Annotated in this window: 8 protein-coding genes; 1 reads left to right on the top strand and 7 read right to left on the bottom strand. The window is 42.5% G+C overall.

The features are described 5' to 3' along the window. Positions 1–123 precede the first annotated feature (123 nt). From MTF70_RS16565 to MTF70_RS16535, 7 genes are all read right to left on the bottom strand, one after another. Positions 124–4,965, bottom strand: a complete 4,842-nt coding sequence (locus MTF70_RS16565) for an NAD-glutamate dehydrogenase (protein WP_042522994.1) — start codon at positions 4,963–4,965, stop codon at positions 124–126. Between the two features lie 201 nt (positions 4,966–5,166). Continuing rightward, positions 5,167–5,385 (bottom strand): DUF2835 domain-containing protein, encoded by a 219-nt coding sequence (locus MTF70_RS16560; RefSeq protein WP_005377440.1) that lies wholly within the window; start codon positions 5,383–5,385, stop codon positions 5,167–5,169. 65 nt (positions 5,386–5,450) lie between these two features. Beyond that, positions 5,451–8,057, bottom strand: a complete 2,607-nt coding sequence (pepN, locus tag MTF70_RS16555) for an aminopeptidase N (protein WP_025766613.1) — start codon at positions 8,055–8,057, stop codon at positions 5,451–5,453. Between the two features lie 226 nt (positions 8,058–8,283). Next, positions 8,284–8,949, bottom strand: coding sequence for a hypothetical protein (locus MTF70_RS16550; RefSeq protein ID WP_005377438.1), 666 nt, complete (start codon positions 8,947–8,949; stop codon positions 8,284–8,286). Positions 8,950–9,143: 194 nt separating this feature from the next. Further along, entirely contained in the window at positions 9,144–11,150 is a 2,007-nt protein-coding gene (gene prc / locus MTF70_RS16545) for a carboxy terminal-processing peptidase (RefSeq protein ID WP_017634279.1), read from the bottom strand. 17 nt (positions 11,151–11,167) lie between these two features. Then, complete coding sequence (gene proQ, locus MTF70_RS16540; protein WP_005377435.1) at positions 11,168–11,794, bottom strand: RNA chaperone ProQ; 627 nt, start codon at positions 11,792–11,794, stop codon at positions 11,168–11,170. A gap of 97 nt (positions 11,795–11,891) precedes the next feature. Next, positions 11,892–12,365 carry a GAF domain-containing protein gene (locus MTF70_RS16535; protein ID WP_017634278.1) on the bottom strand — a complete coding sequence of 158 codons (474 nt, stop codon included), beginning with the start codon at positions 12,363–12,365 and terminating at the stop codon, positions 11,892–11,894. A 92-nt stretch (positions 12,366–12,457) separates the two neighbouring features. Here MTF70_RS16535 and MTF70_RS16530 point away from each other — a divergent pair, with 92 nt between their 5' ends. Further along, entirely contained in the window at positions 12,458–14,254 is a 1,797-nt protein-coding gene (locus MTF70_RS16530; RefSeq protein WP_033905326.1) for an ABC transporter ATP-binding protein, read from the top strand. The last annotated feature ends 23 nt before the right edge of the window (positions 14,255–14,277 follow it).

The raw sequence follows: 14,277 nt of genomic DNA, 5'->3' as shown, positions 1-14,277 counted from the left end.
TTTCACTCTGTTTTAATTTCAACTCAATGTGACAATGTAACTATTTTCGTTCCAAATGTGAATAATAGATAATAAAAAGCCCCGTTAAATAACGAGGCTTTTACTTATGACTTGATTATTCCACTACTCTTTCGATGAGCAGTTGAGGTTTAAAAGTACTAGCTCTCGAAGTGCTACAGAGAACTTAGCAAATTCGTGTACTGAGCCAACTTTGAACTCGTTTAAGATACTCTCCCAGCGGTGCAACGATTGCTCGTTAGTTTCAATCCAATCTTCTAACGCAGCCATCACGTCAAGCTCTTCGGTTGAGCAGCCACAAGTCAGTACCTGAGCGGTAAGTTGACGTTGTTGCCAGTCCAGATCTTCACGGAATGCCGCTCTTGCAAGTGCTTGCCAGTTGTTATCAACGGCTTGGCTATTAATTTGCTTCAAGAACCAATGCAACGATAAACGGTCACCCAAGTTAAAGTAGAGTTTCGATGCTTGCTCAACCGTTTTACCTGTTTCACTTGCTACTGATGAAATATCCAGTGCAGATTGTAAGCTTGATAAGCGGGCAACTTGGTGAGCGAGTTTCTCTTCAACCCCTTTCTCTATCCAACCTTGAGCCAACTCATTGTGTTCTTCAACTTCAGACTCAACTAACATAGTGTCTAGGGTTTCAGTGATAACATTGACATCTTGCTTGTAGATAGCAATCAACTCACCGACCGTGCATTTGCCGCTACGGTTACGAAGCAACCAGCGTGCAATTCGACGCAGTGCTCGGCGCACGTAAAACATAATTTCGTATTGAGCTTGCGCTGTCGCAACGTTATCAAGTTTGCGAGTTTGCTTGAGGATTTCTTCTAAATCAAAGATTTCTCTAGCCGCACTGTAAGCGTTGGCAATATCGACAACACTTGCACCAGTTTCTTCTTGCAAACGAGTAACGAAGTTACAGCCCATTTCATTAACCATCTGGTTAGCCAATGCTGTAGCGATAATTTCAGCTCGCAGTGGGTGATTAACCATTTGATCTTTATAGTTACGTCGTAACGCACTTGGGAAATATTCAACAAGTTGTTTTGCATGGAATTCATCATTTGCGATTTCATCCGTAACAAGTTGCTGTTTAAGTACCATTTTACCGTAGGCAACTAACACTGATAGCTCAGGGCGAGTCAGACCTAGTCCCTGTTTTTCACGCTCGATTAGCGTTTCATCATCAGGAATGTATTCGAGAGCACGGTCCAAGTACCCTGCTTTCTCCATAGTGTGGATGAATCGAATTTGCTCCTTAACAATGCCAACACCTTGCTGTTCAGTAACAGAGATCGACTCCGACTGACGGTAAGCATCATCCAAGACAATTTCACCCACTTCGTCTTCCATAGACTCTAGAATTTGGTTACGTTGCTTAACCGTAAGATCGCCATTTGAAACCAGTCCATTGAGGAAGATCTTGATGTTGACTTCATTATCCGAACAGTCAACGCCACCTACGTTATCAACGAAGTCCGTGTTCACTCGACCGCCAGTTAGTGCGTATTCGATACGACCAAGCTGAGTCATACCCAAGTTACCACCTTCGCCAACCACTTTGGCTCTTAAGTCACGGCCGTCAATGCGCAGCATGTCGTTAGCACGGTCACCAACATCTGTATGAGTTTCTGTCGATGATTTAACGTAAGTGCCGATACCACCGTTCCAAAGAAGATCGACTTTCATTTTCAAGATCATCTTTATCAGATCGTTAGGCGCTAAAGATGCTTTCTTCGTACCTAACATTTTCTGAATTTCTGGCGTCAACTGGATCGATTTTGATCGACGAGAGAAGATGCCACCACCTTGAGAGATCAAGTCTTTGTTGTAATCTTCCCAGCTTGATCTTGGCAAATTAAACAAGCGGTTACGCTCTTCCCAGCTGCTGGCTGAATCTGGATTTGGATCAATAAAGATGTGCATGTGGTTAAACGCAGCTTGCAATCGAATATGCTTCGATAACAGCATACCGTTACCGAACACGTCACCTGCCATATCACCTACACCGATTGCAGTAAAATCAGTGGTCTGACAGTTGATGCCCATTTCACGGAAGTGACGTTTAACAGATTCCCAACCACCTTTTGCGGTGATTCCCATTGCTTTGTGATCGTAACCGTTTGAACCACCTGAAGCGAATGCGTCACCTAGCCAGAAGTTGTATTCTGCAGAAACAGAGTTTGCCAAATCTGAGAAGGTTGCTGTGCCTTTATCGGCAGCCACTACTAGATATGGGTCATCTTCATCGTGACGAACAACGTTTTGTGGTGGTACCACCTCTCCTTCAATGATGTTATCTGACACATCAAGCAGTGCACGGATAAAGCGTTTGTAACAACGCTGACCTTCCGCAAAAATTTCATCACGACTGGTGAGAGATGGCTGGCGTTTACAAACGAAGCCGCCTTTTGCACCCACTGGTACAATTACAGTGTTCTTAACCTGTTGCGCTTTCACTAAGCCAAGAATCTCCGTACGGAAGTCTTCTTGACGATCTGACCAACGCAAACCACCACGAGCCACTTTTCCACCACGAAGGTGAACACCTTCAATATCTGGTGCGTAAACAAAGATCTCGAATGCAGGTACAGGCTGCGGAATCTCAGGAATATCGCTTGGCTTCATTTTCAAAGATAACCAAGGCTTAGGCTGCTTATTCTCGTCTACTTGGTAGTAGTTGGTACGAAGCGTCGCCATGATCATTTCGATATAACGACGAATAATACGATCATCATCCAAGCTCTCTACACGATCCAACTGCTCTGTTAGCTTTTTAATTAGATCGTTTTGGCCTTTCTCGCTGCCTTTGTGTTTCGGATCAAATCGCTTGGTGAACAGCTTGACTAGACCTGTCGCTAAGTCTGGGTAGTGGCTTAGCGTGTCTTCGATGTACTGCTGACTGAATGGGAAGCCGACTTGGCGCATGTATCGTGCGTAAGCGCGAAGAATGGAAATCTCACGGCCAGATAAAGACGCACCTAATAACAATCGGTTGAAACCATCACTTTCAAGATTACCCGCCCAAATGGCAGCAAATGCTTGTTGGAAACGATCACGAGCTTCACGAAGGTCAACGGTTTTCTCGCTCTTATGCAGCATAGAGAAGTCAAGGATCCAGAAGGTCTGACCGTTGTTTTTCTCGATCTCATATGGCGATTCGCCAATCACACGCAAACCAAGGTTTTCCAACATCGGCATTACGTCAGAAAGATGAATTGGTTCATCGCGATGATATAACTTTAAGCGGACAGCTTTGGAATCTGCTCCCTCTTCTTGAGGTCGGTAGAACAACATACCAAGTTTATTATCATCACTTAACGCTTCTAAGCGCTCGATATCTGCAACCGCAGAACCTGGCATCATGTCCTCTTTGTATGAGCGAGGGAACGCACTCATATATTCTTTTGAAAGAGGAAGGCCTTTACTTTCACCAAAGTTAGCAATGATGGATTCTTTTAGTCTGTCATCCCAAGAGGTAGAAACTTCCATTAGATTTTGCTCGATCTTTTTCACGTCTACGTCAATGTTGTTATTGTCTACACGAACAATGTAATGTGTTCTCGCTAGTGGGCTTTCTGAGAAGTACGTTGTAAATTCAACCTCTTGCTCGCAACCAAAGTACTGCTTAAGAATGCGTTGAGTTTGACGACGCAATTCTGTGTTGTAACGATCTTTAGTGACATAAACCATGCAACTGAAGAAACGACCAAATGGGTCTTTACGAACAAACAAACGCAGCAAGTCACGATCTTGCATTTGTACAACACCCATTCCCACCTCAAGCAGCTCTTCTTCATTAGCTTGAAGCAACTCGTCGCGTGGGTAGTTTTCTAAGATATTGTGCAATGCTTTGTATGAGTATGATCCGTGGCGGTATCCACTTGCTTCAAGGATACGGTCAACTTTTTCACGGATCAGAGGAATACTTTGTACCGCTTGGTTGTAAACGGCGGAGGTATATAAACCAGTAAAGCGATGCTCACCTATTACTTTACCGTTTTCATCAAACTTTTTAATACCGATGTAATCAGTATAAGCCGGACGGTGGATACGAGATGCTTTGTTACCTTTGGTGATGATCAGAGCGTATGGTTTTTTCGCTTCTAATCGCGCTGAATCTGATAATTCAGAGAGCTTGACGCTACGCACGCGCTTGTCATCAGCAAACAGACCTAGTCCTTTTTCTTTAGCAGGAACAAGTTCGGTATCACCATTGACCTCTTTTAAGTCATAATCTTTATAACCCATAAAGGTAAAGTTATGATCTTCTAGCCAACGAAGAAATGCGATCGTTTCATCCATACGATCAGTTTGGATAGAAACACGATCTTTATTTTTCTCAAGTTCATCAGTAACAAACTTAAGCTTATCAACCATCTGCTTCCAGTCATCAACGACTAAGCGAGTATCAGATAGAATTCTTAACAGCTCTTCTTTAAGCGCTTGCATCTCGTCTTTACTAGTAAGGCGGTCTACCTCTATGTGGAAAAGTGATTGAAGAACACCACCCTCACCGTTTACGTCTGTAACTTGGCCTTTTTTATCACGCTGAATCTGTGTTGGGTTATTCAACATTAGGTGACAAACAAGATCCAAACGTGCTAAAGCCATTTTGACTGAGTCCACTAAGAATGGACTATCTGGAACAACAATTTCTACGATTGTGTGTGTGGATTGCCAGCCTTGACGACTTACGGTCGGGTTAAATACTCGAACCGAAATCTCTTCTGGTTTTTTTTCATTGATATGGTGCCAAAGGCTAACGACAGCACCATAAAGGTCGGATTCGTTTCGCTGAATTAGATCATCATCAGCAATGTTACTGAATAAGTGTTGAGCAAGTTTAGTTACAAGCGTTTGGTGAGAAAGCTCGAGTTTGTCTTGAATCAGTTGGTAAACCTTTTCAAGCAGAACCGGCACTACATTTTCACGCGCGGTCATATTCACACTCCACATTAGAATTGTTGTTTTGTAGGGGGACTTAGTAGCTAGGTTGTTACCTTAGAAACTAAGCATAGGTAATGCATGTGCCCATTGTAAAAGCATAATTACAAATGTTTAACAACTAATCGTAGTGGTAAGAGGTGAAATGTCCGATTCTGTGACTAAGATTCCTATTTAACTCTCTGCAAATACAATACATCACAGAGTTTCTAACTTAAGAAACTTATTATTTTGGTCAGTTGTTAGTCTAAACTGGCCTCTAACGCCCAATTGACTAAGAAATGGTCTAAATCTCGCGGCGGGTAACTGCAAACGCAAACCGTTGTGTGTGACAACTTGAACAACACTTGCCGCACCAGAATAATGAGATAAAAACGTTTGATATGAAATGTTGAGATTGAAGTAGTAATAGTTCATGAAGTGAAAACTAAGTGACATAAACAAATAAGGTGGTCTTAATGACCACCCTATTGTGTTGTTTACTATTCGTCTAGTGCTTTAGTCACTTTTTCGAATAGATCTTTAGCAAGATTATCCATTGCTTTGAGCTTTTCAAGTTCTGCACGAATCATTGCTTGGCGAGCTTCATCGTATTTACGGAACTTAAGCAAAGGATCAATCATTCGAGAAGCTACTTGTGGGTTCGAATCATTTAGTTGGCGAAGAATTTCACCGGCAAATTGGTAACCTACACCGGATTTATCATGGAAACGTACAGGGTTCGCACTTAAGAACGAGCCAATTAAGCTGCGCGTACGGTTCGGATTTTTCAAACTAAATGCTTCGTGGTTCATGGTTGCTTTTACTTTTTCAAGAGCATCCTCTGCAGGATTGCTACCTTGCAGTGCAAACCACTTATCCATAACCAAACCATCGTGCTTCCATTTATCGCTATAATCAGCCATAAGTGCTTCACGACACTCGAGCTGAGCGTTATTTGCGGCACTCATCGCAGCAATCGTATCTGTCATGTTATTTGCAGATGCGTACTGCGCGTTGACTAAATCATTACCTTTTTCCGTATATGCTAGGTACTGAAGGCAACGGTTACGTAAAGCACGCTTACCAATAGCAGCATGGTCGATCGTATACTCTGTTTGCTTAAGCGTGTGATAAGTCGCACTTAGCTCATCTTCTAATTCCTTAGAAAGTGACACTGTAATGCTGTTTAGCACTTTGTCTACGGCATCGATATCAATTTGCTGGTACCAACCAGTAATCTCATTGATTGAAGGCATAGAGAAAACTTGAGCAATGAAAGCAGGCTCAAGCGTTTCATCCAACAGCACACCGCGGAAAGCATCTATCACACCTTCAGAAAGCGATACTTCTTGTCCCGCTTGAACGTTTTTCACATTCTGACGAATGTATTTAGCCAATAGCATTTGGCTAGCGTCCCATCGAGCAAAATCGTTCGTTGCGTGCTTCATCAAGAAGACTAACTCGTCATCGCTGTAATCGTATTCTAATTTGACTGGTGCCGAGAATTCACGCAACAAAGATGGCACTGGCTGTTCTTCGACATTTTCAAATACGAACGTTTGCTTATCTTGTTTAATATCCAGCACGTTATTAACTGATTCACCGTTAATCACCAGTGGGATAACTCGACCTTTCGAATCATACAACTCGATATCGAACGGAATATGCAGCGCTTGTTTTTCTGCTTGGTCTTGCGTCGGCTCCGTAAATTGCTCTACCGTTAGTGCGTAAGTTTTTGCATCAGCGTTGTATTCGCTATTTACGCGCAGCGTTGGTGTACCCGATTGGCTGTACCACAGACGGAACTGTTTTAAATCAACACCGGTGGCATCTTCCATTGCAGAAACAAAGTCTTCACACGTCGCGGCGGTACCATCGTGACGTTCAAAATAAAGTTTCATTCCTTTTTGGAAGCCCTCTTCGCCAAGGAGTGTATGGTACATACGAATAACTTCGCTGCCCTTTTCATACACCGTTAGCGTGTAGAAGTTATTCATCTCAATGACTTTGTCAGGACGAATCGGGTGAGACATTGGGCTTGCATCTTCCGCAAATTGAGGACCACGAATAATACGTACGTTATCAATACGGTTATCAGCACGAGAGCCTAAGTCAGAAGAGAATTCTTGGTCTCGGAATACGGTTAAGCCTTCTTTTAGACTTAGTTGGAACCAGTCACGACAAGTGACACGGTTGCCAGTCCAGTTGTGGAAGTACTCATGACCGATCACAGCTTCGATGCCTAAATAATCACGATCTGTCGCAGTTTGATCGTTCGCCAGCACATATTTTGAGTTAAAAATGTTCAAGCCTTTGTTTTCCATTGCACCCATGTTGAAGAAATCAACAGCAACGATCATGTAAATATCCAGATCGTATTCTAGGCCAAAGCGTTCCTCATCCCACTTCATCGAGTTGATCAGCGATGTCATCGCATGGCCTGCACGATCTAAGTTACCTTTATCAACAAAGATTTCTAAATCAACACTGCGACCTGACATCGTTGTATATTTGTCACGCAATACATCAAAGTCGCCTGCAACAAGGGCGAACAAGTAAGCTGGTTTTGGATGCGGATCCTGCCATTGAACCCAGTGACGACCGTTCTCTGCATCGCCTTCTGCAATTCGGTTACCATTGCTCAGCAAATATGGATAAACCGCTTTATCTGCGATCACTTTTGTTGTGTATTTTGCTAGAACATCCGGACGGTCTAGATAGTACGTGATACGGCGGAAGCCCTCAGCCTCACACTGAGTACAAAATGCGCCGCCTGATTTGTACAAACCTTCGAGTGCTGTATTCGCTTCAGGATCAATTTTGGTGACGATTTCAAGTTCAAACTCGGATGGAAGATCGGTCAGTACCAGCGATGACTCCTTCACCTCGTGATGAGCCCAATCCTCACCATTTACTTTTACAGCGCGTAGCTCAAGCCCTTCGCCATCGAGTTCTAGCGTTGTTGTATCGCCTTTTTGAGCAACTTTTGATACCGCCGTAACGATTGTGTCATTGTCATATAGATCAAAAGTAAGATCGATATCAGTAATCGCATGAGATGGCTCTTTATAATCTTTACGATATTTGGCCAGGGGAGCTTGAGACATGAGCATAAATCCTTGTATGTCGAACAACAAAAATACCAGACTGCATGATCAAAAATGCAGTTCTGGTATCACTATATAAGCTATTTGTAGGGGTTGTGGTATCAGAATACAAGTCTTTCCATCAAAAAACGGAGCTTTTAGTGCTCTAGCTCCGTTTTTTGATTAACATTTAAACAACATTAATGACTTACCGTACGCACGCGTAATTTGGCGCATGTTAAAGGCATCATGGCGTAACTCTATTGAGTACGGCGTACATATCACCATTGGAATCTTCGATCGTTAGCTCATTCTTGTTGAGCTTATACGTGGTTCCATGCTCGCCATTTTCATACAACAGAACCAAAAACTCATCTTCTGTGTAAAACACACCTTGTTTGATGGACTCATCCCCTTCTTCGTTCGAAACCCTAAACATGAACACGAAATCAGGTTGAAGTATCAAATCCATCTGATTAATGTTGTTGGCCACAAGACCGTCGCCAGATACGTGAGAGCTAGACCAAATACCTGCAAGTGAATTGGATAATCCCTTAGTGAAGGTTACACCATTAAGATCAAGCGTATTATGGTTGTTGCGATAGGCATAAATTTGAGGCTCGTCGGTGTTTAAACCAAGAACGATGGTGTCTTCATTTGCGTTATACAGCCCTTCCCAATGGTCAACGGAATAGTCTTTCTTTTGAATATCAATAGAAAAGCTGTAGTCAGAACCTAATGAGAGTTTGATCGCACGAAAGTTTTCAGCCGACTCTTCGGGGTTTGGGTTCATCAAATACCAGTCTCCGATGAGAAACGGCGTGTCAAAGTGACTTAATTCATCTTCTCTGGTGTTTTCTCCACCAAACACACTAAAGCAGCAAAAGCTAAGTAAAATAAAGAACCACTTCATATCGGCATCCTTATCGTTTTCTTTTAGCTTAGCCAGTAGTCCTCACTTTCGCGAAATTTTAGATGTAGATCACGTAAATTATTGGGGGAAAATAAGCGAATATCTTGCTCGATATCGAGACAGCGGAAGGCAAAAAGGCATAAAAAAAGAGTGAATCTGAAAGACTCACTCTTTTTATTCTAAATTGCCAGTTATTATGACTGATTTTCCTGCTTAAGTAGATCGACCATAATCGCGACAGACTCATCTAAATAAACATCAGGAGCCTCGTAGTCTTTTGGTATGTCATCCAATGTTTTGAATGCTTTTTTACCCAAAGCAACTTGACGTTCATTTATGCGTTGTAATCGAAGGGCTTCCGCTTTATCCGATTCAGCTTTACGAACTTTTTCGTTCAAAGACAAAGTATTATCGTCTTTTTCTTTACGATATTTCTCGATGTCTTCATTGATAAAGCGGAACTCCATCTCATCAGAAATACGCTTGTTATGAAGAGCAGTAAGTTTTTCAACTAAGGCGTCGTTACTTGGAAACGTTTGATATTGTGCTTTATCAATCTGATCCCAAGGTAAAGCATTGTCTTCAACACTTTCACCTGTTTCAGAAGCCTCAATTGGCGTTGGGTACGAAATATCTGGTGCAACACCACGATTTTGCGTACTTCCACCGTCAATACGATAAAATTTCTGAATCGTGTACTGAACATAACCTAGCTCTTTATCGAACAGATCATAAATATGATTCAGTGAACGATGTTGCTGAACTGTACCTTTACCGAAAGAGTTTTCACCTAAGATGATTGCACGATTATAATCTTGCATTGCCGCTGCAAAAATTTCAGATGCTGAAGCACTGTAGCGGTTAATCAATACCGTCAATGGGCCATCATAACTCACTTTTCCATCGGTATCGGCATTCACTTTGATGCGGCCATAGCTGTCACGGACTTGAACTACAGGGCCTTCTTTAATGAATAGACCTGTCAATGCCGTTGCTTCTGTTAGCGCACCACCGCCATTGTTGCGTAGATCAACGATTACGCCGTCAACGTTTTTGGTTTTCAACTCAGCTAGTAATTTATCGGTGTCTTTCGATAAGCCGACGTAGAAACTTGGTACTTCTAAAATACCAATCTTCTTACCGTCTTTTTCGATGATTTCTGACTTAACCGCACGATCTTCTAAGCGAACTTTGTCACGAACAATTGTGACAATGTAACTCTTCGCATCGTTACCTTCTGGCAAGATCTGTAGATTAACCTTTGTGCCTTTAGGGCCTTTGATTAACTGAACAACATCATCCAGACGCCAACCGATCACGTCGACAATTTCTTCACCGTCTTGTCCAACACCAGTGATTCGGTCCCCTTCACCAAGTTGCTTACTCTTTGATGCCGGACCGCCAACAACAAGTGAACGAATTACTGTGTAATCGTCTGTCATTTGCAAAACGGCGCCGATGCCTTCTAGAGAAAGGTTCATTTCCGATTGGAATTGCTCGGCATTACGTGGAGAAAGGTAGCTTGTATGAGGGTCAACCTGTCGCGCGAAGGCATTCATATACAACTGAAATGCGTCTTCATTGTTGGTCTGTGTGATGCGCTTCATCGCGTTGTTATAACGCTTCTCTAAAACTTCTTTAATCTCTGGCCACTCTTTGCCAGTCAGTTTCAGATTTAACGCGTCATATTTCACACGCTTGCGCCACAACTCGTTGAGCTCTGCTTCGTCTTTTGGCCATGCGGCCTCAGAGCGGTCTAACTCTATCTCGTCATCGGTATCAAACTTGATCTCTTCATCGAGTAGAGTTAACGCATAAGCAAAACGATCGAAACGCTTCTGCATTGAGAGGTTGTAAACATCAAAAGCAATTTGGTTGTTGCCCGATTTAAGCTGATCATCAAGCTCGACTGACCAATTTTTAAATGAATCGATGTCTGCTTGAGTGAAAATATTTCTATTGTAATCAAGCAACTCTACATAGCGTTCAAATATCGCTTTAGAGAAATCATCATTGAGGCTGAAGTGCTTATAATGAGAGCGGGTAAATCGCGAGGTGACTCGTTTGCTAGCTGTTTCATGCTGAACTTCAGGAGAAAGAACCGGCAGGTCATCTTTATGTAGTTTGGCTTCAAGAGCCTGAGCTGATGCTGCTAGCCATAAGCTAGCAGCAATCAGGGTCACTTTTGAACGGCAATTCATGCGTAGGAGTATCTCCTTTATGCGCGCAAGTGCTCCGCTTTCACAACCATTTGTAGGCCGTTAGCAAGTTGAACACGTACATCATCCTTATTGATTTCAACAATGGTCGCTGCCATGTTTCCTTTGCCCATGTTCACGTTAACTGCGTTACCTACTGTGATTTCATCAGCATTTAGAGCGCGCGTTTCTACAGGCTTAGTTGGTTTTTGTACTTTTGGTTTATTAGTACGACGAGGCTGTTGAGGCTTTTTAGCCGCAGGTTTCGCTTTCGCCTTACCCTCTTCACGAGCTTTTTGTGCTTGTTCTTTACGACGAGCCTGAACTTTCGCCTTGCTTTCTGCAAGTGTCGCTTTCGCGTGTTCAACGTGCTCTTCTTCTAGCTCACCACAAGGGTTGCCATCTAGGTCTACACGTACTGCACCTGGTTTTACACCGTGTAGGTAACGCCATGATGAAGTGTACTGTCTTAACGCTGCACGAAGCTGTGTTTTGCTTACTTTTTCGTCTTCATTTAGACGTTCCGCAAGATCTTGAAAAATACCAATTTTCAGAGGTTTTGCTTCACCTTCTAAAGTAAAGCACTTAGGGAAACATTCAGCAATATATGCAATAACTTCTTTGCTGTTTTTTAACTTTTCAGTCATGAGGGGTCCTGATTTGAGCGGATTTCCGCGAGCATTAAGAAAAAATATTCTCGTATTATAGTGACATGCCAAGGAAAAACCACACTCGAAGGCTAATTTATGCGTCGTTCGCGTGTGAATTAAGCAGCTTTTCTACTTCAACCATGAAATGAGTGAGACCTTCTTCGTCTGTTTCATTAAATCGGCCAATACTTGGACTATCAATATCAAGTACACCAACCACCTTTCCATTAATAGAAAATGGAATCACAATTTCTGAATTGCTCGCTGCATCGCACGCAATATGCCCCTCAAATTCGTGAACGTCGTATACTCTTTGTATAGTATTAGTTTGTGCAGCAGTACCGCAGACGCCTCGACCCATTGGGATACGAACACAAGCTGGTTTTCCTTGGAACGGACCAAGAATAAGCTCTTCACCTTTTGTTAGGTAAAAGCCTGCCCAGTTAAGATCGTCAAGTTCCATGAAAAGCAATGAGCTCAAGTTTGCTAGGTTCGCAATAAAGTCTGGTTCAGACTCAATTAGAGCAACAGCTTGTTTGGTTAGTCTTTGGTATTGTTCTAAGTTCATATTAACTTCCTACTTACTATAAAAGCTTCCATTCTCAATGTATGGCGCTAAAATGCAGCCCTACTTTATAATAGGACTTATTCTCAATTACAATGCTTCTGAAAAATGACACTATTAGCCGTTCTTGGTTGATAACACAAGTAAAAAAGCACAAGTCCAAGCTGATCATAGCGAACTTGATAGCGGTGCTTGCAACCTTGATTAGTGTTCCAATTCCCCTCCTCATGCCTTTGATGGTTGATGAGGTCTTATTGGACCAACCTGCAAAAGGTTTAGATGCCATGAATGCCATTCTCCCTGAAGCGTGGCACACTCCGACAGGCTATATTTTCTTCACCCTGTTCTTGGTTGTTCTTATGCGAGCTGCGAGCCAAGGATTAAATATCCTTCAAAGCCGACAATTTACGCTTGTTTCAAAAACCATCACGTTTGAGATGCGCAGTAAAATGATCGACAAACTCGGCCGTATCAGCATCCGACAATACGAAACCAAAGGTAGCGGAGGAATCAACGCACACCTTATCACTGACATTGAGACCATTGATAAATTTATTGGTTCTACGTTAGCAAAATTCGTTATCAGTTTTCTGACTGTTATTGGTACTGCTATCGTTCTACTTTGGCTCGATTGGCGACTTGGTCTGTTTATCCTGTTAGTTAACCCTATTGTCATTTACTTCTCACGTAAACTAGGCAGTATGGTTAAACATCTGAAACGGAAGGAAAATCATTCTTTTGAAATTTTCCAAAACCGTTTAGTTGAAACATTAGATGGAATCTACCAACTACGCGCGGCCAATAAAGAACGAGAATTTCTCCAGCAACTCAAAGACAGTGCGAACCAAGTTCGCGTTGATGCAGACAAGTATGCTTGGCAATCTGAAGCTGCTGGTCGCGTATCTTTCCTTCTCTTTTTGATCGGCTTTGAATTATTCAGAGCTGTAGCAATGTTAATGGTCATGTTCAGTGACCTTACTATTGGCCAAATATTTGCCGTTTTTGGTTACCTATGGTTCATGCTGTCTCCTGTTCAAGAGTTGCTTGGGATTCAGTTTTCTTGGTATAGCGCTAAAGCGGCATTAAAACGCATCAACGACTTATTAGAGTTAGAAGAAGAGCAGAGACCGGTTTCTAAGGTAAATCCTTTCAAAGAAGGTAGAGAAGTTGATGTTAAAGTAGAAAACATTAATTTCTCTTACAATAATGAAAACAAAGTCCTAGATAATCTTTCTTTACATATGCCGGCAGGAAAGAAAGTGGCGTTAGTTGGTGCAAGCGGCGGTGGTAAGTCAACCTTGATACAATTACTTATTGGGGTTTACCGTCAAAACTCCGGTAGCATTCGCTTTAATGATGAATTAACAGAAGATATTGGTTTTGAAGTAATTCGCGACAAAATTGCCGTGGTATTACAGCAACCTATACTATTTAACGACACCTTGAGGCATAATCTAACGCTTGGTGGGGATTTTGACGAAATGTCACTTTGGCGTGCGCTTGAAGTGGCTCAGCTGCAAGATGTTATTTCTCAACTGAACCACGGCTTGGATACTCAAGTTGGTCGTAATGGCATTCGTTTGTCAGGAGGTCAACGACAACGGCTGGCCATTGCTAGAATGGTGCTGAGTAATCCTCAATTTGTTATTTTAGACGAAGCCACGTCTGCGCTAGATACCGCTACTGAAGCGGCTTTACACAAAGCACTGACCGAGTTCTTACGTGGTAGAACAACATTAATCGTTGCGCACCGACTGTCCGCTGTTAAACAAGCCGATTTGATCTACGTGCTTGAAGATGGGAAAGTGACGCAAACAGGTACTCATGGTGAGTTAGTTGAGCAAGAAGGCTTATATCAAACCTTATATGGGGGCATACAGTCCCACGCTTAAATCGTTCAAGCTAGAGAGGTCGT

The organism is Vibrio sp. 2CM40D, assembly GCF_023161825.1.
GTDB classification, from domain to species: domain Bacteria; phylum Pseudomonadota; class Gammaproteobacteria; order Enterobacterales; family Vibrionaceae; genus Vibrio; species Vibrio alginolyticus.
This window is presented reverse-complemented; position numbering and strand designations above follow the sequence as displayed.